Origin of the sequence: Gracilibacillus ureilyticus, from assembly GCF_900111195.1 — a bacterium.
GTDB lineage: Bacteria > Bacillota > Bacilli > Bacillales > Amphibacillaceae > Gracilibacillus > Gracilibacillus ureilyticus.
In genome coordinates this window covers 84,587-108,223 of the sequence record NZ_FOGL01000013.1, presented here as the reverse complement: position 1 = coordinate 108,223, position 23,637 = coordinate 84,587, and the positions used below count along the sequence as shown (strand labels likewise).

The window sequence follows — 23,637 nt, the reverse complement described above, 5'->3', positions numbered from 1 at the left end:
GTGCTGATTCTTTTTTAAGATTCAGCACTTTTTTTTGCGATTTTTGTGAATCTTAAAACCTGTTCAAGCATTTCCTTATTAGTATTCGTAATTTCACTTCTACGGGGAATTGGATGATATGTATTAATAGGATCTTCCCAAAACTGTGGCAGCATTAGTGGAGCCTCAGGTTGCCAATTTCGATGCCATAAAGAATTAATTTCCCCTGAAAAAGGCTCATTATTGTTCATAATATGCCACAGTTGTGCCCAAGCTCTTGGGACTACTCTCCATATATCATAACCGCCTCCGCCCAAGGCCACCCATTTCCCATAACAGTATTGATGAGCTAATTGATGAATCTTTTTAGGTATTTCTTCAAAAATCTTAATAGAACAGTGCATATGGGTTAATGGATCTAAAAAATGGCTGTCTGCTCCATGTTGACTGACAATAATATCTGGCTGAAAAAACTCACAGATTTCATCAATGGCATTGTGGAATGTCTTTAAAAAAGAATCATCCTCTGTAAAAGCATCAAAGGGAAAATTAAAGCTGTAACCGAATCCTTTCTTTATCCCTCTCTCGTTTATTTTTCCTGTCCCCGGGTATAAGTATCTCCCTGTTTCATGAAATGAAACAGTACAAACTTCGGGATCATCATAAAAACAGTGCTGGACTCCATCGCCGTGGTGTGCATCAGTATCTATGTATAACACTTTCCAATTGTAATTTTTCCGCAAAAATTTTATCGCAATAGCAATGTCATTAAAGATACAAAAACCTGCAGCATGGTTAGGAAAACCGTGATGGAGTCCCCCTCCAAGATTTAATGCATGTGTGACTTTATTGTTAGCGACAAGCTCACAAGCTTTTACCGATCCTTCCACGAGTGACTTTGATGCTTTATACATTCCTTCAAAACCGGGTGTATCTGCTGTACCTATTCCATATTTCTCATAATTTCCAGTAGGATGTTTTTCACTGGCTTTTTTCACAATTTCCACATACTCTGGTGTGTGGATCAGTTCAAGTATTGAATCACTGATAGATTCAGGTGCCTCTATGCTTGTTGGCGAAAGTGCACCATGTGCTTCTAGTAAATCTTTTGTTAATAAGATTCTTTTCTGATTAAATGGATGATTATGATGGAAGGAATAGTTTAAAAACTTGTCTGAATAAACAAAAGCTGTTTTACATAAACTCATCATCTTCCTCCCTAATTGGATACATTATCTCATATTCTGTTTGTTCAAAATCTTGTAATATAGCAAGTGGGTTCATCGTTTGAATTCTAAACACGAGGACTTTCCACTCCTCATTGCCAGGAGAAGGATAAGTATAAACTGAAACAATCTTAATTTTCCGTTTGGAAAAGTAACTGCTGACTTCTGATAGGACGCCGACCCTGTCAGGGACTTTGATTTCTATCTGGGTACTTGGACTATGAGTGCCAGTAAGCTGAATAAAAGTATGCAGCATATCTTTTTCTGTTACTATTCCGACCAGTTTCATATTATAGACGACTGGGATGCAAGCAATTTCGTTTTCATAAAAAATTGGAGCAATATCTTCGAAATATTCGTGGGGATGTGTAGTAATTACAGGGCTTGTCATAATACTTCCGATTGATTGGTTTAACAAACTTTGGTCTACCCGTTTATCAAGAACAGAGGGGCTTGCATCACGGACATCCCTGTCAGATACTATCCCTATTACATGACTGGATTCATTTATAATCGGTATATGACGGATATGATGTTGTTTTAATAAGGTAATAGCATCAGCAATACTGTTATCTTTCTGTAATGCAATAACTTTTCTTTTCATTATTTCTTTTACCAGCATATGTGATAACTCCTAACATTACTTAATCATTTAAAAATCGTAACTTATCAAAGAGCTGTCGATCTTCTTCACTAACGTTTTTCCCTATTCTAACCATTAGACAGTTAGCGGGATGGGCCATAATCTCGGGATCATTGGTCGGTTCGGGATGCAATCCTCCTGCATTCATCATTTTCTCCATGATTTTTCGATAATCCCATACACTTAGTTTTGTTTCATTTATATCCCAATGCCAGTAATACTCTGTTGATATAATGATATAATTCTCCATAAAAGGATCACTTACCGAAAGTTCAATCAATTTTGAACCCAAATGTAATCCGCGATATTCTTTAGCAATCTCAATCGCACCTAATTCAATTAGATTCTCCATTTTAAAAGTTGACCATCTTTCAATTGGGTCAGGATGTAAGTAAGTAACATAGCCAATAATAGTCTCATTGTGCAAAGCAATGAAGATCCTTCCTTCTTCAAGGGCGGCGATTTCTTTAAGTGCTTCTAATTGCTTTAATGGGGGGCGGAAGGCATGTAATTGATCATGCATCACTAGCGTTTCAAGCTGTTCAGGCGGAACAGGCCCAGTTAGTAAAATGCTCCCTATTGTAGTATCTGCTTTTTTAGATAGCGCTTTCTTTTTGTGAAACAATCGTCTTATCACCTCACTTTCTTTTAGTATACAACAAGCTGTAACGAAAAGAAAAGGAAGACCACATGTTGATAGAGGTCTTCCTTGATTGTTAAGAGTCATTACCATCAGAATTATTGTCAGGTTTCTTTTCTGTTTCCGATTCTTCCTCAGGTTCCTGATCCGTATCATTATTCGTGTTTTCCTGGTCATTCGTATTTCCGTTATTCCCATTATTACTATTGTTGTTTTCGCCATTACTGTTATTACCGTTACTGCCGTTATCCTGATTGATTTGATCTTCATTTTCCGGGGAGCTTGTCTCATCAGAATCTTCTTCATTTGTTTCTTCATCTTCATCCGAGAAGTCTCCAACGATAACCTTATTGGAAGCGGCAGATTCATTACCATAGTAATCAACTGATTTTACGATATATACCGCATTTTGGTTAGGGACAGTAAAGCTGAGTTCAGCTGTACTGCCTATTCGTTGGAAATTTCCGTCTTCAGGATTACTAGCACGGTAAATTCTGTACCCAACCACATCCGGACTTCCGGATTTCGACCAATTTAATGTTTGATTCGAAATATTCACACCGCCAGGAGGCGTAGGGTCTGCACCATCATTATTCATCGCACTGTTGTTACTATTGGAGAACTGAATTTTTAACCATCCGCCAGATGCGTTAAAAGGAATTAGCTGTCTGATATTGCTTAACCGGTCATATCCCATGTCTGACAACCATTCCGGATTGAAGATATAGCCATCACCTTCCGTGAATTCTGCTGGGGTGTTCTCTCCAGCAAGAAGTGCGTTATCACCAACCATTACATAATTGTCCCGTAATAAGCTGTAGTCCTGCTTAGTTGGAACAAAGTTAGCGTTATATATATCTGATCTTACCAGACCGAGCTGACTGCACTCTTCAGACGGCAGCAAGCCAGATGTAGCACAATAACTTCTGGAAACAATACCGCCTGGCTGCTGGAATGGTTGAGAAGGTGCTAACAATTCAGGTCTGATCTCTGTTGCTGCATTGACAAGCTGTGCCCAATAAACATTGTTTCTTGTACTGTAGCCTTGATCCAATGTCTGGTTATAGTCATAACCCATCCAGCTGCCTAAAGTTACGTTTGGATTTGTTGCAACGAACCAGGTATCACGCCAATCATTGGATGTACCAGTTTTTCCAGCCCAATCTACACTTGGATTATTTAAAGCAGAGCGTGCTGCTGTTCCTGTCCCTGTCGTTAACACATCACGCATCATGTCGATTGTTAAATAACTTGTTTGGGGGCTAAACACTTCTACAGGTTTTGATTCGTGCTGGTAAATAACTTCTCCATCTTTTGTTTCAATTTTCTCAATCATATACCCGTCGACGAAATTACCGCCATTACCAAACGTAGCATAAGCGTTAGTATTTTCCTCAACTGTTACGCCGTATAGTGTACTTCCAAGTGTTATCGACATATTCTCATAATCACTTGCACCATCTTCGTGTGATAGTGCTTCAAATCCCATTTTTTCTAAATACTTCTCTACAGGATTCTGGTCTATTATTTTCGAATAAACTTGGAGTGCGGAAATATTATGAGATTTATATAATGCTTCTCTTACTGAGACAAGCCCGTAGTATCTGCCAGGAACATAATTATTAGGAGGCTTATTGTATCCTCTGAATGAAGTAGCGACATCAGCTACTACCGAACCTGGCTGTACGACACCTAAATCCATTGCAGGTGCATAAGCGACGAGCGGCTTCATTGTACTACCATTAGGTCTCCGGACATCTGTAGCATGGTTTTTTTGTGAAACAGAGAAATCTCTTCCCCCGACAAAGCTAAGTATTTTCCCTGTACTGTTTTCGATTAATACACTGCCTACTTGTACCGGCTGATTCCCAAGCGGCACTTCCTGGCCTGTTTCAGGGTCAACAACCATGATAGGAGTATTATTTCGTTCGTTTCTTGCCGGCTTCTCTACACCATAATTGCTATATTCTTTTGATACTTTCTGGAAAACATCATATAATTCCTTGTCGATTGTCGAGTGGATTCTCAGACCACTGCTCGCCAATTCCCTTTCTGCTCTTATTTCGTATTCTTCCAGCAGAATGGAGCTGTTCTCAAGGTCTTCTAAAGTATAACCATCTTTTTCGGCTAGTGACTCAACTAAAATATCTGTTGCTCTTTTCTTTAATTCATTAACTAAGTAAGGATATTCCTCTAAAACGGATTCTTCCGGTGATTTAAAATCTGCCACAATATCATAATTCAGTGCTTCGTTATATTCTGTTTCCGTAATATAACCAGCCTCTAACATTCTGCTTAGCACTGAGTTCATTCTTTCCACCCCTGGCTGCAGTCCTTCTTCATCCTTTAGGCCTCCACCATTTAAAAAAGGTGTGTAATAGGAAGGACTTTGGGGTAAACCAGCAATATAGGCGGATTGCGCTAAGTTAAGATCACTTGCATTCACACCAAAGATCCCCTGGGCTGCTGTTTGAACACCCGCAATGTTCTGCCCGGATGAATTACGTCCGAATGGTACGATATTCAAGTAGGCTTCTAGAATTTCATCTTTTTCAAAAAACTGTTCCAGTCTCATTGCAAGAAGGATTTCTTTTGCTTTTCGTTCAAATGATACTTCATTTGTCAAGATTTGATTTTTAATAATTTGCTGTGTAAGTGTACTACCACCAGTTTTGGTCGCTGAATTAGTAACTTCCTGGAAAACCGCACGCAAAATAGCTTTTGGAACGATCCCGTTATGTGTTTCAAAATACTCGTCTTCTGTTGCAATGACAGCATTTTGCACATAATTGCTAACCTGATCTAATGATGTCTCATCACGTAATAGATCTGTACTGACTTCTGATAAGAACTGGTTATTGGCAAAATAAAACTCGGATGTTTCTTCATAATTATAAATTGCAGAAGTCATTTCATCTTTTGTCTGGATTTGCTCGTCATCTACTAAAGACGCAAAGTATCCAGCACCAAGGCCACCAACAAAAAATACTCCTATAATGCCGATCGTAATAAATAATAATGTTATATTCCATATAATATGATATCCAATTCTGGATGTTTTCTGTATTGTCTGCTTCTTCCAAGCTGTATGAATAAATTCCCGGCATTTTTGCAAGAATTCTTTTATTTTCATTAATAAAACCCTCCATTTCCCCAATAGATATTATACCACAGCAGTCAACAAATGGATTATATTTCTGAAGTATATGAAAGATGTTACTTAAAAATTAATTGCATTAATTAATGATATATGTTAATAATGTATTAATAACAGCATAGGAAAATGCGTTGAACGATTGAAGTAATGACATGATTCCCTTTTACAGAGAACTGGTGGTTGGTGGAAACCAGTATACAATCATGGAATGAATTACGATCGGGAGTATCTTCATTTTTATGGAGACGGTGTTGGTGCATCGTTAATTCCTCAAGTGGCAATGTGTATTCATTGCAACAAGGGTGGTACCGCGAGTAATCTCGTCCCTTATCAGGGAGGAGTTTTTTTGTGTTTAACAAATGTAAAAATTTCACAGGGAAATTAAATGGAATTATGAAAATTATTGTTTTGAAAAAGGAGAGATTATCATGCATATTTTGGATGATTTAGCACAACGTGATTTGATACAACAAACGACAGATGATGATGGATTGCGCAAGCATCTCGAAGAAAATGTAGTAACACTTTATTGCGGTTTCGATCCAACTGCGGACAGCCTTCATATTGGTCACTTGTTACCAGTCCTAATGTTAAAAAGGTTTCAAAAAGCAGGTCACAGACCAATAGCATTAATTGGCGGAGGAACCGGAATGATTGGAGATCCAAGTGGCCGTTCAACGGAGAGATCACTAAATAGTGCAGATGTAGTAAAAGGATACAGTGACAGTATAAAAAATCAACTGGCGCACATTCTCCATTTCGATGATAGTAAAAATGGTGCTGTAGCTAGAAATAATCATGAATGGTTATCTAGCCTTACAATTATTGATTTTCTGCGTGACGTCGGAAAACATTTCAGTATTAATTACATGCTGGCAAAAGATTCTGTGGAATCACGATTGGAAAATGGGATTTCTTTCACAGAATTCACTTACATGATCCTGCAGTCTTACGATTTTATGAATTTATACGAAAAAGAAAATTGTACATTACAAATTGGTGGAAGTGATCAGTGGGGGAATATTACAGCGGGGATGGAATTGATCCGCCGTACCAGATCAGAAAAAAGTGAAGCAGAGGCTGAAGTCTTCGGTTTAACCGTTCCACTAATTACAAAAAGTGATGGAACGAAATTTGGTAAGACGGCAGGCGGTGCGGTTTGGCTTGATCCAGTGAAAACTACTCCATATGAATTTTACCAGTTCTGGATTAATACAGATGACCGTGATGTCATTCGATTTATAAAGTATTTTACATTTTTGGAAATGGAAGAAATTAATGCACTGGAGAAAGAGCTGGAAAGTGCACCGGAAAAACGTGTCGCCCATCGCCGCTTAGCAGAAGAAATGACGAAGCTTGTTCACGGAGAGGATGCATTGCAGCAGGCAGAGAAAATTACTGAAGCATTGTTTAGCGGAGATTTAAAGAGTTTAAATGCTGCTGAAATCGAGCAGGGATTTAAGGATGTGCCTTCTACAGTGGTTGAAGAAAAAAATATAGCTCTCGTAGATTTACTGGTGAATGCAGGAATCTCTCCTTCCAAACGCCAGGCACGGGAAGATATTAAAAATGGAGCTGTATATATTAATGGTGAAAGAAACACAGAAATCAATTATCAGATGCAGGAGACTGACAGGGTGGAAGACAAATTTACTATTATCCGCCGTGGTAAGAAAAAATACTATCTAATCCGTTATAATTAATAGCTATAGAACATAAGGTAAAGCAACACAAGTGTGAGCCTGCGGGATATAAGTAAGCTGAAATCTCGCAGGAAACTTGTCAGCTGCTGCTTTACTCATATTTCCAATTTGTATCATTTGTTATATGAATCATTTTGCTGCACAAACCAGAAGCAAAAAATAATGGCAATGATCACGATAAGAAAAGGTGCGTAAAAGTGTATAAACTGCTCCATTAGTATCCTCCAATCTTTCATATGCTTTTTTAACTATTCCACTGAAGAACTTCTGCAATTTTATTTAGCTTTTCCCTGAACATATTCTTTATTGAATAAAAATAATTTTAGTATTAAATAAAGCGAAGGAATTAACAAACAAAGTCCTGCGATAAATGCAATGATTAAGGCAATAGCCATTGCTTCACTCGTAAAACCTTCTGTCACAGTTAAGTGTGGATAAAGCAAATAAGGATAATGCGACACACCATATGCAAAGAAAGCAACTAAAAACTGGAAGACCAAAACAGTAAAAGCAACTCCATATTTTTTTCTCACCCAGATAAGCCTTAAGGTAATAAGGAATAGTGCAAAAGAGATAACAAATAACCACCAGACGTCAAGCAGTCTGTTATAGTGAATGGGATTATGGAGTCTTAACTCAACGATAATACCCAGCGCTGTGATAATTGCTGGTAATGCCCAGCTTAGAGCATATTTGCGCATTAATTCGGCAGCGTTCTTATCCTCTGCTTTATTTGCATACCATGTTAAAAATACGGCCGAAATGTAGAGCACGCTTGTCAGACTCAAAATCACAATACTCCATGTCAAAGGGCTCGCAAATAATGCGAAGTAGTTTAAAATAATTCTTGTATCCTCTATATAAATAAATCCACCTTCCGATATGGTCAGAACGATGGATAAAGAAGCTGGGATAAACAAGCCTGAAAATCCATATAGATATGTCCAGAATTTACTTTTTAACCTTCCGTAGGTTGTAAAAGCATAGTATGCCCCCCTGATCGCCAGCAATACGATAGATATACTGGCAGGAACTAATAAAATCGTTCCATAAAAATAGGCGGTGCCAGGGAAAAAACCTACCATGCCCACAAAGAAGAAAACGAGAAACACATTAGTTACTTCCCAAACAGGTGATAGATAACGCTGAATTATATTACTGATAATGTGCTGTTTATTTGTCAAAACACTATACGCATTGAAAAATCCAGCACCAAAGTCGATGGATGCAACAATAATATAACCAAACAAGAAAAGCCATAGCACAGATATACCAATTAGTTCAAATGACACTGTTATCCTCTGCCTTTCATATCAGCTAATTCTCTTTCTACTGGGTTTGAACGGAACATTCTAATTAATACAATGGCACTGGCAATTCCGAGTATCAGGTAGAGGCCGATAAACAAATAGAGCATTAAATCAACTTGGTTGCTTGTCGTGGCCGCATCTTCTGTACGTAATATTCCTCTGAGGACCCATGGTTGTCTGCCTACTTCTGCCAGCCACCAGCCAGCTTCAATTGCCACCATGCACAATGGACCAGATGTAACAATTAACCAAAGAAAGAAGCGCCGGTAAATAAATTGTCTTTTTAGAAATTTTCCAATTATATACATGAGAGCTAGTATGGTGACACCCATACCGATGAGTACCATGGTATTAAATAAGTAATGGATGTAGAGTGGGGGTATATTTTCGGCCGGGAACTGATCCAGCCCTATTACTTTGGCATTTGGGTTACCATGTGCCAGAATGCTTAATGCATATGGAAGTTCAAGAGAATACTTAATTTCATTACCATTTTGCAAGATGCCAAATAGAGTAAGTGCCGCACCTTCTTCCGTTTCAAAGTGCCATTCCATTGCAGCTAGCTTTTCCGGCTGGTATGCGGCTAAATATTTCCCGGCAAAATCACCGATAATAGCAGAAGCAACAGAAAAAACCAGGCCAATTTTGATTGTAAGCAGAAGTGCTTTTTTATGATAAACATGATCGGAACCTTTTAACATTCGATATGCCCCGATGGATGCAAGAATAAAGGCAGATGTCATATAAGCGGTAGCGAGCACGTGAGCTACCTTAGTTGGCATGGCCGGGTTAAACATCGCGATGAGCGGCTGCACGTTTATTAAGTTACCATCAGCCATCTCAAATCCCTGCGGTGCATTCATAAAGGCATTCACCATTGTGATAAAAATAGCAGAGAACGATGCACCAACAGCTACAGGAATAAGGAGAAGCATATGCTTTTTCTGGTTTTCAAAACGGTCCCAAGTATATAAATAAATTCCTAAGAAGATCGCTTCAAAGAAAAAAGCAAATGTTTCCATAAATAAAGGAAGGGCGATGACATTTCCAGCCAATTCCATGAAGGTTGGCCAGAGCAAATTTAATTGCAGTCCAATTGCTGTACCTGTAACAACCCCAACAGCAACTGTTATAATAAATCCCCTTGTCCATCGTCTTGCTAACAGTATATAGTGCTCGTCCTGTTTTTTAATTCCTAACCATTGTGCGATAAAAATCATTAGGGGAACCCCTACACCGATTGTTGCATAGATAATATGAAAGGTTAGTGTAAGCTCTGTTAACACCCGACTATAAAAAACTGCTTGTTCATTATCCATGTAAAATAACTCCTTCATCCAAGAACTATTCGGCGTAAAACGGAAATCCCCAAAATGAACGCAACAGTAAATATTAAAATTACGAGCCATTTTTCCTGATTCCGATACATAAGGATCCTCACTTTGCCACATTATCCATTTGATACTATCATCTGCTAAAAAGGCTATTTCTATTCTTTATTCCATCTGTTCTTATTAATAGTGCAGGGAAAAGAAGGATATGCTAATAAAGTTTATAAAATTCTCTTCAAAATGGTAAATAATCGGGTTTCCACGATTCTGGTTAAGGATTTTTCTCAATTGAAGGATAAAGGAAGCAAAAAAAGGGTATAAGATGGTCAGAAAGGAAGTGGGAGAGTATGGAACTCATCGAAAATTTTTTAAGTGAAATTGTGAATAGGGGGAATACGATATTATGGGATTACCTGCTGATTTATTTATTATTAGGGGCAGGTTTGTATTTTACGATTCGTTCCAGATTCGTTCAGTTTAGACTTTTTGGAGAGATGTTTAAAGTAATTAAAGAGGAAGCAGTTGAACAAAGCGGGAAGAAGGGTACAAATGCTTTTCAGGCATTTAGTATTACAATTGCTTCGCGAGTCGGAACAGGGAATTTAGCCGGAGTTGCACTGGCAGTAGCAATCGGAGGACCAGGTGCAGTATTCTGGATGTGGGTGGTAGCACTTATTGGAATGGCTACAGCTTTTATTGAAAGTATGCTCGCACAAGTATACAAAGAGCCTGACAAAGATGGGTTTCGTGGCGGTCCGGCATATTACATGGAAAAAGCATTGGGACAAAAATGGTTAGGAATTTTATTTTCTATATTAATTACTATTTCATTTGGGTTCATCTTTAATGCAGTTCAGGCTAATACAATCTCCAGTGCTGTAGAAGAAGCTTTTCAGATCGATCCATTGTGGACAGGAATTGCACTCGTTATACTGGCTGGGTTGATTATTTTTGGCGGAATTAAGAGAATCGCATCTGTCGCAGGTGTCATTGTTCCAATAATGGCAGTTATTTATATGCTGGTTGCTTTCTATGTTGTACTGACAAATTTATCAGCAATTCCAGAAGTATTTGGGTTAATATTTGGAAATGCCTTTGGAGGCATGGATACTGTATTTGGCGGTGGTGCCGGAGCAGCGATGATGTATGGAATTCAGCGAGGGTTATTTTCAAACGAAGCTGGTATGGGTAGTGCCCCTAATGCAGCAGCAACTGCCGGTGTAAACCATCCGGTAAAACAGGGGCTTGTCCAATCTTTAGCAGTATTTTTCGACACAATTGTTATCTGCAGTTTAACAGCATTTATCGTTATTTTGTATGATAATTTTTATGAGTCGTCTGAAGATGGTATTCAATTGACACAGGTAGCACTTAGTCAGCATGTTGGTGACTGGGCATCCATTTTCATTGCCATTACGATCTTTTTCTTTGCATTCAGCTCTGTTGTTGGTAATTATTATTATGGTGAAACAAATATCAGCTTCCTAAACCATAAGGGGATTTGGCTAACGATTTACCGTATTTTCGTACTTGGAATGGTCATGTTTGGATCACTAGCATCCATTCAGCTAGTCTGGGATATGGCTGATCTATTTATGGCTATGATGGCTATTGTTAACTTAATTGCAATCTTATTACTTAGTAATATTGCCATAAAGGTTTTACAGGACTATACGAAACAGAAAAAACAAGGAAAAGACCCAGCCTTCCATCACAAAAATGTCAAAGGATTAAAAAACCTGGAATGGTGGGGGGCGCAAGAAGAGAAAAAATAATAATACATCATCTGTAAAACCCGAACGATGAATGAATATATCATCGTTCGGGTTTTTGCTTTGTTCAGAACTCGTTCACTTTTTTGAAACTGTAACAAATGGTATAGATGCTTTGGAATTGGTTTACTCTCCTGCATTTAAGGATATAGTTTTATAGGTTATCAAGAAGGAGGTCATCAATAAGTGATTATTTATATTTTGCTAATTCTTATACTTGGTATCATTTCCTTTGTATTGACATATCGCGAGTTAGGGAGAAGTGATCCGAATTACCGTGAAAAAAGCAGATCCCATTTAAAATTCCTCAGTCTAATCTATTTTGTGGCCATTGTTGGTTCTATCATTGCGCTTATTACTTACACTATTTCAACTTAAGAATTGTAATTAGTTCCATTCAGATCCATAAAAGGAGGGAAGTACAATGAGTAAGGAAAATATGAATGAAGAGATGAAAAATAAAGAGACGGTAGATAACCGGCGAAAGAGTGTACATGATGAGAAAAGAACAGAACTGGATAAATTTAAAAAACAGCAGCTGGTTGATGATATTCCACTCGAAGACTTAAAAATTGAAGAAAAAAATAATGATAAAAAAAGAAACAGTCAAAGCACTTCCCAATCTGAAAGAAAATACAAGGAGTAGAGCAATGCGGAACTGTGAAGTAAGAGAGAAAGAGACTCTTACTTCACAGTTTTTTTATGTCTAAGTAGAAAAAAAGAAATCAGTAACCAAAGTATTATAGGCGAATATACTTGTTGTAGGGGATTCAGCATATCCTGTTTCGAGGATTAAAAATAAAAGGTGGATGTACATGCAAATACAAATATATCAGGGAATAAACAAGATGATGAAATCAGCAGATATTACTGTTGTGATTGATGTGATCCGGGCATTTACAGTCGCTCATTATGCGTTTATTAGAGGGGCTGATCGGATCTATCTTGCAGAGACAGTGGAACAGGCAGTGGAAGTGAAAAATAGAAACCCTGAATATTTACTAGCCGGAGAGGTTGACGGTTATCCAATTACAGGTTTTGATTTGGATAACTCACCATTTCGGATTTCAAAGGAGAACTTATCAGGAAAGACAATCGTCCAAAGAACAACGAACGGAGTCAGGGCAACATTAAATTGCTTAGATTCTGCACATCTTTTTGTCACAGGATATTCAAATGCAAGAAAGACTGCTGAATTTATTAAAAAGAACCATATGAAGGAAGATACAGAAATTAATATCGTCGCTTCTCATCCAACGGGTGAGGATGATTATGCTTGTGCAGAGTACATTCAATCTATTTTAGCGGAAGACAAGAAACAAATAAATGAATATGAGGTGAAAAGAAAAATTATAAATTCCCATGTTGCTAAGAAATTTCTTGATGTGAAGCATGAAGTATTTAAACGGGAGGATCTTTTATACTGTATAAAGGAACTAGACAGCGGTTTTGTAATGAGAGTAAATACGGACAGTGAAATTCCAATGATTGAGAGGGTTCAAGTATGCTAGTAACAGGACTAACACTGCCAATGAGGGAGGAAAAACCGAGAAACAATGGTTTAACCATTCTAATTGACAATGGCACCCCCTTAAATTTATTTAAAGATACGATCCAAAGTTCCAGTCAATATATTGATTTAGTTAAATTTGGATGGGGTACATCGCTTGTAACCCGTTATTTAAAACAAAAAATTAGCTGGTTAAGGGAACAGGATATTGATTTTTTCTTTGGAGGAACGTTATTTGAGAAGTTTCTTAGTCAGGATAAAATGGAAGAGTACTATCATTTATGTAAAGATATGAATTGTCGCTATGTAGAAATTTCCAATGGTACGCTTGCTATTCCTAATAAAGAAAAAGCTATATTTATTAAGTATTTTTCAGAAGGTTTTACTGTTTTGAGTGAAGTTGGTAATAAAGATATCTCAAAAGCAAATCAGAAAGACTCCACAGAATGGCTTGAAAATATCCGGGAAGATATTGAGGCTGGTGCTTTCAAAGTAATGACAGAGGCCAGAGAAAGTGGCACCAGCGGTATTTGCAGCGATGATGGGGAAGTGCGAATGGATATTTTTGACCTGATTAAGAGCTCTGATATTCCGTTTGACAGATTAATCTTTGAGGCACCAAATAAAAAAATGCAAACCTTTTTTATTGAACACGTTGGTTCAAATGTAAATTTGGCAAACATTGCATTTTCTGATGTGATTTCTTTAGAAACACTTCGATTGGGATTGCGTTCAGATACTTTTAATTTATAGGTGTTTGGGCATAATTTTTAAGGAGGGAAAGTTGTGCGAAAAACGAACAAAGTATTTCACTTAGCTATTCCATGTAAAGATTTAGAGGAAACTGCGGATTTTTACAAAAAGTTAGGTTGCCAATTGGCGAGAAGATATGATGACCGTGTAACTTTTGATTTTTTTGGTGACCAGGTTGTCTGTCATTTAAGTCCGGAAAATATCGATGAAAAGCCGAAAATGTACCCGCGACATTATGGAATTACATTTTTAGATAAAGAGGAATATGACAGAACATTAGATTATGCTGTGAAAGAAGACCTTCCTTTTTTTCATGAACCGATGGTAAGATTCAAAGGAAGACAGGAGGAGCACATGACTTTCTTTCTAATTGACCCATCGAATAACTTACTGGAATTTAAATATTATCATGATCCTTTTATGGTTTACTAGTAATAACTGTATTTGTCACTTGTTGAGCCAGACAAGTGACAAATATTTTTCGTTCTTTTTCTGTCACGAGATTAATAAGTTATGTAGTAGGTTGTCCTAACAGTTCGTTCTTAAGGAGCAATATTATGATATTTGAATCATTATGGAAAAAAAGTGGACTAGTTATCCTTGGAGGGATTTGCCAGGGGTTTGGCATGGGGTTATTTTTATTTCCAAATTCCATTCCTTCAGGGGGCGCAGGCGGAATAGCAGTCTTATTAAACTACTGGTTTTCGATGAATGTTGGTTTGGCCCTCTGGATTGTCAATTTCTCATTAATGATAGCAGGGATAAAGTATCTTGGTAAACGGTTTACATTGTGGACACTTATCAGTATCACGGTCACCTCCGTTGCAATAGATTTTTTCGAAACTTACTTGCATGTTCCCAGCCGCAATCTTTTTCTTGATCTAGTTATAGGTTCATTTTTTCTTGGGATGGGTATAGGGATCCTGATGCGTAACAATGTATCTAACGGCGGGGTTGGGGTGATTGCCGTGATGATATCACATTGGAGAAATATTCTTCCTGGTAAGCCACTCTTTTACATAAATATGATGATTTTTATTTTCACTTCTCTTGTAATTAGTTTAAAAATTATTGTTCTGGCATTGATCAGCCAATGGATCTCCACTACTGTAGTAAACTTTGTCTGCCGTTTAGAATTTGGACGACCTTACAATTTGGCATTCAGGAAGAAACGCTAATTATTGAGATTGAGGGGAAGAGAAATGTTCAAGTTATCCCCTTACTAATTTCTCTTTTATTGTGCATTTATACATATTTATAACGTACTTTGGTTTTCGTATTCTTTTTGCCATCTTTTCCTTTGACATGGAGGAGAAAAAGAATGAGCAGTCCGATAAACAGAGTTAGACCGGCTATGGAAACAAACATTCCTGTTCTGCTCCAGTCCATCAGACGGGAAAAGATCGGCGGTCCCAATGCTACTCCTAAAAATCGTACAGAACCGTATAGTGAAGTAACAAAACCTCTTCTTTCCTTTCCAACCGCACCGGTAATTAAGCTGTTGACCCCGGGAAGGATTAAGCCTGCTCCGATACTGCTAAATGCAAGAACGATTAGAAAAGGCACTATTTTTTCAAAAAAAACTAATGAAGCATAAGAAATTGTCATAAGACCAAACCCAATTAACTGCAGTCTTTTAATTTTCTCAAAGTTTTTCCCGATTTTGCTCCCAGTGATATAGGAAGTTGTCACCATAATAAGAAGAGGAATTGCCAAAATTAATCCCTTCCATACACCATCAATAGAATATTTTGATTCTAACGTGTCTGAGAGAAAGAACAAGATCCCAAACAGTGTAAACAAGCAGGTGCCACCAGCTAAGTAAACAGTAAAAAGCCATCTTCCTTCATGTTTAAAAACACTGAACAATCCCCTTACATATTTTTTAAATGGTGGCGGTGCCTGGCGATTGCTTTTTTCTTTAATAAAAAATATGACTAGTAAAAGTGAGACAAGGCATATTGCGGGAAATGCAAAAAACACTGAATACCACACAATCAGCCCCAGAAGTGCTCCAATTATTGGAGAGAGGACTTTTCCAAGACCGTTTGATGCTTCAAAGATTCCAAGTACACGGCTTTGTTCTCCCCCTTTGAACAGATCACCTGTTAAGGCCATTGCAACTGGAGCAGTTCCTGCCGCACCGATTCCCTGCAAGGTACGACCAATCAGTATCCAGATATATGCATTAGAAAAAAAGGCTGCAGCCAGTCCTGCCAGTAATCCGCCAAGTCCAAACAGAATTAGTGAAGGTATGATAATTAATTTCCGTGAAAACCGGTCAGACAGGTAACCAACGATCGGAATGAAGATCGCCCCTGCAATAGAAAAGACTGTAATCGTTAGACTTACTTGCATTTGTGATATTTTTAAGGCTGATTTCATGTCAGAGAATATTGGAATTAACATCGAGTTTCCAAGTGTCATAATTAATGGAATGGATCCTATTGCCGCAATTACATTACCTTTATTTTTCGAGTTCAACAGTTTTCTACTCCTTGCTTTAACTTTGTAAATTATTTAATGTTTAATGGCGGTAAAGTAAGCCAGCCTTTATCTTTCATTATTTGCAGTAATTTCACTTCATTCTCTTCTTTTTGGTTATGGAAGTCTCCGAACATCTCCCGGATGTCTTCACGGATAGAGATTCCCATGATATAACTGCATAAGACTTTTCCTGTCATCAGTTCCTTTTGAACAAGGACAGCCAATTCAGGATCATTGAAACGGGCACCCGCTGGGATGTCTTGTACTTCAACATTTGGACGGTCAGGTGGAGCTGGCGGCAAACGAATTCCTGTTTCTTTAAGCAATGTTTCCACTTGCTGCACCTCCTGGGTAAATCCGCTTTCGAGAAGATCTTCAAAAAATGCTTTTAAATCATTATCTCCGGAATGATTGATAAATACCTGCATAGAAACTAAAGATCCTTTCGTATTGTACAGATAAGTCCAGAGGTGATAAATCTCTCCTGAATGCAATGGTTCATCTTCTGGTTTTCCATTTAGCATTGCCAACGTAAGCCCTCCTATTTTATTTTACAATTTAGTTTAAACAAATACGGGAAAAATATGTTCTCTGCAACATATTTCAGCATAAAAAACCCCATCTCCTGGATGGAGAAGAGGTATCTCTATTCCTGGAATGAAACAGAATAAGATCAATTAACTGCTTTTTACACCATACAGAATACAACCAACTCCAAAAAAGATCCAAAAGAATTTTTTAATGGAGAGCTGATCAGCAATTCCGAATAATCCAATTGCGGTTGTCAGGAGCAATACGAGCGGTCCGATAAAAGCAAGAGAACTGTTAATAATAATTGCCTTTTCTACATCATTAAAACGAATCATCAGGAATGCTGCGAATAGTTCGATACATCCTGACAGTATTCTCAAAAAAGCCATACCTAATACAACTTTCTCCAGTAAAATAAACATTTTTCTTCCTCCAGTTATGTAAATCTATTTCTAATAATTTATATGCACAACTTGTCCGGCAAAGGACTAAAATAATGCTTCATCCAATGAAATAATCATAATAAAATACTAATAAAATACAGTAATCAGTATAATAAGGAAGAAATGGTAACTTTATTCTGGAAAAAGAGGGTGTACTAAAATGAAAACGTTAACGCACGATGTAATATTGGAACGTTTTTTGAAATTTGTAAGTAGTAATGAGGATATAAAAGTAGTTCTTATGGTTGGTTCCAGAGCCAGACAAGAAAAGCCGGCAGATATGTGGTCAGATCTTGACCTGGTTATTTTCACAGAGAATCCAGATATATTGATCCATAATGAAAACTGGTTAACTCAGCTGGAAACGCCAATGATAACATTTATTGAAAAAATTTTTGGGGATATCGGCTTAGAGAGAAGAGTTTTGTTTGAGAATGGTGTGGATGTAGATTTTGCTGTTTTTCCAATTGAGAAACTACAACAATTCTCCGATCATACAGCTGTTAGGAATGTATTATCTAAAGGTGTGAAGGTATTAGCAGATAAGGGTGATTATGTTAGCAACCTTTTCAAATCTGCCAAAAATCTAGATCGAGCAAAAGAAAATGCAGGGAAAATAGAGATGGATGTTGTTAAAAATATGGTAAATGACTTTTGGTATCATAGTGTATTAGTTGCCAAAAAACTTAGGAGGGGCGAACTTCTTGATGCAAAAGTAACTTGTGATGTTTATATGAAAAACATTATTATTTCCTTTTTAAAATGGAGCGTGATGCTTAAAAATGAGGGAAATGTTGAGCCATGGCATGGCGTTCGCTTTTTTGAAGAATGGGCAGATGATAAGACTTTACAATCTTTTCAGCAAATTTATGCCTACTACGATAAAGAGGATATTTGGTCTGCATTAAATCAAACAATGAATCTCTTTCATCAATTAGCTGTAGAGCTATATGATTTGCTTTATGCAGAGTACCCGCTGGAGGCAGAACAATATGCCAGAACCTTTGTTGAATCAGATGGGAACAGCACGACTGAGCGATACTTTTAAAGGGGGGGTTAAGTCAGAAAGTGACGCGGGTAATTACTGGTGTTTTTCACAGGAATAAACGTCTTTTTTCATCTCGGATTCCTTTGAACTGTTGATTGTAAACCCTAGATCTTTGCAATTATCATTAGTTTTTCTCAAAACTATGCAAAAATTAACAAAATTTTTACGTTGCCAATAAATTAACTTAACTTACACTGTTTATGATGGATTTAGTGTGGTAAATAGAATGACGGAGAGAAAGTAGATAGTTAAATATATAAATTTCACAATATAAGGATTTTAGCAGCTTTGCTCCTCTTTAATGGATGGATTACTACACTGGAACGTTCTTTAAATGTAATTGGTTTAGCAATTAATAGGTGAAGGGAGAAAAAAGATGAAATTTTTAAGAAAACAATTTATAAAGTTTACAGCAATCATTGTTACGCTAACAACGGTATACTCTATGCTTCCTGTTCAGGCTGTAAGCCAACTTACCGATATTAATGGGAATTTTGCAGAGGAACAAATACAGACATGGGTTGATGAGGGTTTAATTGAAGGATATCCTGATGGTACTTTTAAACCCGATAAGTTCATAACTAGAGCAGAATTTATGAGTCTGGTAAATCGAGCTTTTGGTTATAAGAATGAAGCCGAAATAATATTTAATGATGTAACTGAAGATGCGTGGTACTTTACAGATGTGGCTAAAGCTGTGGAAGCGGGATATTTGGATGGCTATCCTGATAATACTATGAAGCCTGATGATCACATAACACGACAGGAAGCGGCAAAAGTGATAGCAGTTATTAAAAGTTTGAATAAGGATGAAGAATCCGCAAATTCGTTTAAAGATTCTGAATCTATATCAGACTGGAGCAAAGGGTTTGTAGGGGGAGTTGCAGCTGAAAATCTTATGGTAGGTTATCCTGATGGAAGCTTTAAGCCGCTCCATAATATTACCAGGGCAGAAGTTGTAATGACATTACATAATGTTTCAGAAAGTGATGAAGTCGTCAAACCTTCCAAACCACAAGGAACTGAGGATGTGCTGTCTGTAGATATTCCTGAATTTGAGCAGCCGTTATCTGCAGTGAAAAATGGAGGGAATGCGGATGATCCTGTCTTAAAGAATATAGCTGCAACTAATCCGTTTATTCATATTTTAGACGGTTTTGATGACATATGGTCAATGAACCAGCCTGACTGGAGAGACGGAACAGCCTTAATTGAGCCTGGAGCAAATGGTGAATTGGCAAATTACGGTGATGGACCTTCTGTATATTTTGATGGATATAAAAATGATGAAACTAAAGTAGTAGCAGACAAGAAGACTTATGCGAACGAAGAAATAAGAAATTCAGAGACTTGGGTTGCTAATATAAAATATGTAGAAGATGTCACACAAAACAGAACAGATGAAGAGGCTTTGGCTGCATATTATGATGACCAGAGAGATAAAACATACAGTATGATGGAAGCATTCGGACCACTGGCAAATACTTATGCAGAGATAGTTAATGCAGAAACAAGTGTCATAAGAACTACAGATGAAATGAACACAGTATTGCAAGAAGAAACAGTTGAAGATCAGTATCAGGGGCTTGGTGATGGAGCAGATTCTGAATTGGCGGAGGTCGTTGATTTAGTAGATCTTATTAGACAAAGAACACCGGCATCTTCCAATCCTTCCAAATACTTTTTCTCTTCTCCGAGACCTTATAGAATGAACTCAAACGGAGAAGTGATAGAAGTGGTCGATGCAAACGGACTACCTGTCTGGGAGACAATAGGCAGCGGTGAAACTGTAGAAGAAGCCTTACCTTCAGGTGGAAAAAAAGTAACGGGAGAAAAACATTTTCAACAATATGAAACAAATGTAGAAATAATACCTGCATTAGAATATGTAAAAAGAAAAGCTGAAGATGGAAGAGGAAAAGATGGAGCATATCCAAGCGGGCATACAAGTGCATCCTATTTGTCGTCATTTGCTTTTGCATATTCGACCCCTGAACGATATTCAGAATTTTTAACCAGAGCAGCACAAATGGGAGAAAATCGAATAGTTTCAGGTATGCACTCTCCACTTGATGTAATTGGTGCCAGAATCCAGGCTACCGCAATGACCGCATATGCGTTTAATAAAGAAGAAAACAAAGAGGTTATGAAAAAAGCTTATGAAAATGCAGGTGAGGTCTTTGGTGAATTAGCTGAAGCGAATAACATGAGTTTGTATGAATATGCCCATACTGTAACTGAATACAACTTCGAAAGTGCGTATGAAGAGGAGAAATGGGAGGATCATGATGCTAATAAAGCTTTCTACAGGGAAAAACTAACTTACGGATTACCACAAACAGGTACAATCGGATTAAAACCCGTAATACCAGAAGGAGCAGAAGCTTTATTAGAAACTCGCCAGCCTTATCTGACAGATAAACAGCGCAGAGAAGTATTGTATACTACATCAATAGAATCAGGTTACCCGGTGTTAGATGAATCAAACGGTTGGGGCAGAATTGATTTGGTAACAGCAGCCGATGGATATGGTGCGTTTTTAAGCAATGTTACAGTGAATATGGATGCTTCTGAGGGCAGGTTTAATGCTCATGACTGGTGGAGAAATGATATTAGCGGCAGTGGTATGCTTACCAAACAAGGTACGGGAATGCTTACATTGACAGGCAATAACAGTTATACTGGAGGAACATTGCTTCAGGAAGGAATTTTAGAAGCTGCTTCCTCGACTGCTTTTGGAAATGGAGACCTTTATATCGAGAATGGAACAGTTTTAGTTAGTGCAGATGAAGCTTTACATTTAGATGGAAATTTCACAATGGAGGCTGGAAACCTAGATATTACAATCGATGATAACAGCAGTCAGCTAAATGTTAACGGTCTGTTTTTTGTGGAGGGCGGTAATTTGAATTTAGACCTTTCTGATTATGAAGCAGGAAAAGCTCAAGACATTATTATCATAACAGCTGACACGGTGGAAGGTGAATTTGATAATGTGACAGTTAATGGTGAAGATATAAGTGTCACTTATGAAGGTAATCAAGTAATTGCCCATATTGAAGCAAAATAATAAGTTAATAATGAAAAAGCTGCCAGCACTAGCTGGCAGCTTTCTATATTATAAAAGAATCCCCTAAAAAGGGGATTCTTTGCGTAATGTTGATTATGAATAGATTAACGAGAGTAGTATGCAACGAATCTCTCAACCCTTGATATATCAACGTTTAAACCAGTATTATTCAGAATTGGCCCCAGTTTTGGCCCCACTAAGACTCTCAGAGAATAATTGAACGGTTTCTTCTTCCAAATCTAAAAATGTATGACCGTATATGTCAAGAATCATTTGTGGTGTGTTACCTAGTCGTTCAGCAACAACTTTAATACTTGCTCCTCTTTTACCTTGACTAAGAAGAAGTGTCGCGTGTGTATGTCTTAGTCCATGAGGAGTGATCGGTTTTATATCAGCTTTTTTTATTATACGTCTTAAAGAATAAGTGATACTGTTATCTGTGATGGGATTTCCAGTTTGATAAGAGATGAAAATAAAATCAATCTTTACCAAAAGGTGTCCAAATTTGAATTTCGTTTCTTTACACCACTTTTTGTATGTCTTCAATTGCTGGATTAAGATATCATCAATTAGGATTGTACGGTAACTGTTAGTGGTTTTGGGAGATCGTACCCCCTTATTATCTCTGGTCCGTTCTACGGTTAGTGTTCTCTTAGTAAAATCAATATTCTTCCATTGTAGTCCACAAGCTTCACCACGTCGCAATCCTGTATAAGCCAAGAGCAAGAATAGTGTGTAATTTGTGATATTATCATGCTCTTTTGCGATAGATAATAATTTGTTCAACTCATGCGCTTCTAAGAAATTGTCTTTTAAAATTTTCCCCTTGGAAAGTAGCTCTTCCTTCTCATCGCGAATAGTAATTTTCGTAAAACGGTTTCTAGGTAGAATTTCATCATCTACAGCTGCATTGATTCCAATTTTAAATAATCGGTGAAAAAGCTTTACAGTTTCTACTTTGTATTCTTTGAGAAGTGGATTAATAAAGACTCGTTTGTAAGTTGTTTTATCCAATTCCTGAAGCTTGTAATGGCCTAACAATGGTTTGATTTGTAGCCGAATGGCCATCTCTCGCTGTTGGCGAGAGGTAGGTTTCCAGTCTAACTCATGTGTTTCGTACCAGAGTTCAAACCATTCAGCTACGGTGAAATTTGAATACTCTACTTGTTTGATAGCTCCTGTAAGTGTATTCGTTTTTACATCTAATAGAGCTTGGTACGCCTCTTTCTCGGTGAGGAATCCCCGTCTTTTTTTCTCTTTACGTTTTCCTAATGAATCATAATATTTGTGACGAAACATCCAGCGTTTTTCACCTTTATCGTTAATGGAATAATAAAGCTCTGGATCCTTTTTCGATTTGTAATACTCCATCCTTTCTATCCTTTCTTTAGCATGGATGAAGGGATAGAAAGAAAGCTTCGGATACGGAATGAGTTAAATTGTGCTTCCATTATTAATTATACTTCATGAAAATGAAAATGTCTCCAAATGTACATAGGTGATTATATGATATGAGGTAGTTTTGTGATATTTGAAGGTAAAGGGGTACTTAATCTAGTACATAACTTGATAGTCTGTGTAATTCGTCCCCCATCGTAGGGAACTTATTTTTGCAATAAACCATTCAATGAAACAGGATTATTTATTGCTTCAAATAAAATTCCCTCAATATATAAAGTGGATGATTCAATGAAAACAAAATCAAGTTCAAAAGTTACCGAATATTGTAGAATTAGAATTATGCTGTTTAGTTAATTGGCCTCTTACGAAGTTACCAGAAAGGAAAGAATTGAAATATATTTTCAGAAGCCGATAGATTTAGTAAATGATATTAAACCAACTTTAAAATCAAATATTCTATGAAGTATGAAATATGTTGATGAGACTAAAATATATCTAGAATTTATTCTTTTTTTCAGCTCCTGTTTTAGTTCAAGAATATCGCCAAATGGAGGACGTATATAAAGGGAATAACAAAACGAACTTCCACTTAGGATGTTCGTTCGTTGTTCTGTATATATTGATATTCCATTA

General features: G+C 37.3%; 21 protein-coding genes and 1 other annotated feature. Of the genes, 10 read left to right on the top strand and 11 right to left on the bottom strand.

What is annotated here, in order from left to right:
• Positions 1-14: 14 nt before the first annotated feature.
• The 4 genes from BMW36_RS13080 to BMW36_RS13065 all read right to left on the bottom strand — a co-directional run bounded on the left by BMW36_RS13080 (position 15) and on the right by BMW36_RS13065 (position 5,621).
• Positions 15-1,187, bottom strand: a complete 1,173-nt coding sequence (locus tag BMW36_RS13080) for an acetoin utilization protein AcuC (RefSeq protein ID WP_089741809.1) — start codon at positions 1,185-1,187, stop codon at positions 15-17.
• The gene (locus BMW36_RS13075) at positions 1,174-1,827 is read right to left on the bottom strand and encodes a CBS and ACT domain-containing protein (RefSeq protein ID WP_089741807.1); all 654 of its coding nucleotides are present in this window, start codon (positions 1,825-1,827) and stop codon (positions 1,174-1,176) included. Before BMW36_RS13075 ends, BMW36_RS13080 begins: the two co-directional genes overlap by 14 nt.
• A 22-nt stretch (positions 1,828-1,849) precedes the next feature.
• Positions 1,850-2,473 carry a GNAT family N-acetyltransferase gene (locus tag BMW36_RS13070; protein ID WP_245711680.1) on the bottom strand — a complete coding sequence of 208 codons (624 nt, stop codon included), beginning with the start codon at positions 2,471-2,473 and terminating at the stop codon, positions 1,850-1,852.
• A 91-nt stretch (positions 2,474-2,564) separates the two neighbouring features.
• Positions 2,565-5,621, bottom strand: coding sequence for a transglycosylase domain-containing protein (locus tag BMW36_RS13065; protein ID WP_089741805.1), 3,057 nt, complete (start codon positions 5,619-5,621; stop codon positions 2,565-2,567).
• Between the two features lie 146 nt (positions 5,622-5,767).
• Positions 5,768-5,976: a binding site (T-box leader), on the top strand.
• Positions 5,977-6,073: 97 nt separating this feature from the next.
• On the opposite strand from BMW36_RS13065, the gene tyrS reads away from it, so the two are divergent.
• Positions 6,074-7,348 carry a tyrosine--tRNA ligase gene (gene tyrS / locus BMW36_RS13060; protein ID WP_089741803.1) on the top strand — a complete coding sequence of 425 codons (1,275 nt, stop codon included), beginning with the start codon at positions 6,074-6,076 and terminating at the stop codon, positions 7,346-7,348.
• 113 nt (positions 7,349-7,461) lie between these two features.
• On the opposite strand, the gene cydS is transcribed toward tyrS, so the two are convergent.
• The 3 genes from cydS to BMW36_RS13050 are packed head-to-tail and all read right to left on the bottom strand — an operon-like array spanning position 7,462 to position 9,977.
• Positions 7,462-7,563 (bottom strand): cytochrome bd oxidase small subunit CydS family protein, encoded by a 102-nt coding sequence (gene cydS, locus BMW36_RS20855; RefSeq protein ID WP_425431949.1) that lies wholly within the window; start codon positions 7,561-7,563, stop codon positions 7,462-7,464.
• Positions 7,564-7,623: 60 nt separating this feature from the next.
• Complete coding sequence (locus BMW36_RS13055; protein ID WP_089741800.1) at positions 7,624-8,640, bottom strand: cytochrome d ubiquinol oxidase subunit II; 1,017 nt, start codon at positions 8,638-8,640, stop codon at positions 7,624-7,626.
• 2 nt (positions 8,641-8,642) lie between these two features.
• Entirely contained in the window at positions 8,643-9,977 is a 1,335-nt protein-coding gene (locus tag BMW36_RS13050) for a cytochrome ubiquinol oxidase subunit I (RefSeq protein WP_089741798.1), read from the bottom strand.
• 359 nt (positions 9,978-10,336) lie between these two features.
• Between BMW36_RS13050 and BMW36_RS13045 the strand changes: the two genes are divergently transcribed.
• The 7 genes from BMW36_RS13045 to BMW36_RS13015 all read left to right on the top strand — a co-directional run bounded on the left by BMW36_RS13045 (position 10,337) and on the right by BMW36_RS13015 (position 15,202).
• Positions 10,337-11,764, top strand: a complete 1,428-nt coding sequence (locus tag BMW36_RS13045; RefSeq protein ID WP_089741796.1) for an alanine/glycine:cation symporter family protein — start codon at positions 10,337-10,339, stop codon at positions 11,762-11,764.
• A 183-nt stretch (positions 11,765-11,947) separates the two neighbouring features.
• Positions 11,948-12,139: a hypothetical protein gene (locus BMW36_RS13040; RefSeq protein WP_089741794.1), complete on the top strand. Its 192-nt coding sequence runs from the start codon at positions 11,948-11,950 to the stop codon at positions 12,137-12,139.
• Positions 12,140-12,185: 46 nt separating this feature from the next.
• Positions 12,186-12,407, top strand: coding sequence for a hypothetical protein (locus tag BMW36_RS13035; RefSeq protein WP_245711679.1), 222 nt, complete (start codon positions 12,186-12,188; stop codon positions 12,405-12,407).
• A 169-nt stretch (positions 12,408-12,576) separates the two neighbouring features.
• On the top strand, positions 12,577-13,272 hold the full coding sequence (locus tag BMW36_RS13030; protein WP_089741793.1) for a 2-phosphosulfolactate phosphatase: 696 nt from the start codon (positions 12,577-12,579) through the stop codon (positions 13,270-13,272).
• Positions 13,266-14,024 carry a phosphosulfolactate synthase gene (locus tag BMW36_RS13025; protein ID WP_089741791.1) on the top strand — a complete coding sequence of 253 codons (759 nt, stop codon included), beginning with the start codon at positions 13,266-13,268 and terminating at the stop codon, positions 14,022-14,024. The genes BMW36_RS13030 and BMW36_RS13025 overlap by 7 nt, the downstream gene beginning before the upstream one ends.
• Before the next feature lie 33 nt (positions 14,025-14,057).
• Positions 14,058-14,456 (top strand): VOC family protein, encoded by a 399-nt coding sequence (locus BMW36_RS13020; protein ID WP_089741786.1) that lies wholly within the window; start codon positions 14,058-14,060, stop codon positions 14,454-14,456.
• A gap of 125 nt (positions 14,457-14,581) precedes the next feature.
• The gene (locus BMW36_RS13015; RefSeq protein WP_089741784.1) at positions 14,582-15,202 is read left to right on the top strand and encodes a YitT family protein; all 621 of its coding nucleotides are present in this window, start codon (positions 14,582-14,584) and stop codon (positions 15,200-15,202) included.
• A 67-nt stretch (positions 15,203-15,269) separates the two neighbouring features.
• Here BMW36_RS13015 and BMW36_RS13010 read toward each other — a convergent pair whose 3' ends face one another.
• The 3 genes from BMW36_RS13010 to BMW36_RS13000 all read right to left on the bottom strand — a co-directional run bounded on the left by BMW36_RS13010 (position 15,270) and on the right by BMW36_RS13000 (position 17,464).
• Positions 15,270-16,451: an MFS transporter gene (locus BMW36_RS13010; RefSeq protein WP_089741882.1), complete on the bottom strand. Its 1,182-nt coding sequence runs from the start codon at positions 16,449-16,451 to the stop codon at positions 15,270-15,272.
• Positions 16,452-16,540: 89 nt separating this feature from the next.
• Positions 16,541-17,041, bottom strand: a complete 501-nt coding sequence (locus BMW36_RS13005; RefSeq protein ID WP_089741782.1) for a DUF3231 family protein — start codon at positions 17,039-17,041, stop codon at positions 16,541-16,543.
• A 147-nt stretch (positions 17,042-17,188) separates the two neighbouring features.
• Positions 17,189-17,464 carry a YqhV family protein gene (locus BMW36_RS13000; protein WP_089741780.1) on the bottom strand — a complete coding sequence of 92 codons (276 nt, stop codon included), beginning with the start codon at positions 17,462-17,464 and terminating at the stop codon, positions 17,189-17,191.
• A 181-nt stretch (positions 17,465-17,645) separates the two neighbouring features.
• Between BMW36_RS13000 and BMW36_RS12995 the strand changes: the two genes are divergently transcribed.
• Both BMW36_RS12995 and BMW36_RS12990 read left to right on the top strand, forming a co-directional pair.
• A complete protein-coding gene (locus BMW36_RS12995) occupies positions 17,646-18,533 on the top strand; it encodes an aminoglycoside 6-adenylyltransferase (RefSeq protein ID WP_089741778.1) in 888 nt (295 codons plus the stop codon).
• Between the two features lie 376 nt (positions 18,534-18,909).
• A complete protein-coding gene (locus BMW36_RS12990; protein WP_089741776.1) occupies positions 18,910-21,603 on the top strand; it encodes an S-layer homology domain-containing protein in 2,694 nt (897 codons plus the stop codon).
• Positions 21,604-21,768: 165 nt separating this feature from the next.
• Here BMW36_RS12990 and BMW36_RS12985 read toward each other — a convergent pair whose 3' ends face one another.
• Positions 21,769-22,974, bottom strand: a complete 1,206-nt coding sequence (locus BMW36_RS12985; RefSeq protein WP_089741774.1) for a tyrosine-type recombinase/integrase — start codon at positions 22,972-22,974, stop codon at positions 21,769-21,771.
• Positions 22,975-23,637 lie beyond the last annotated feature (663 nt).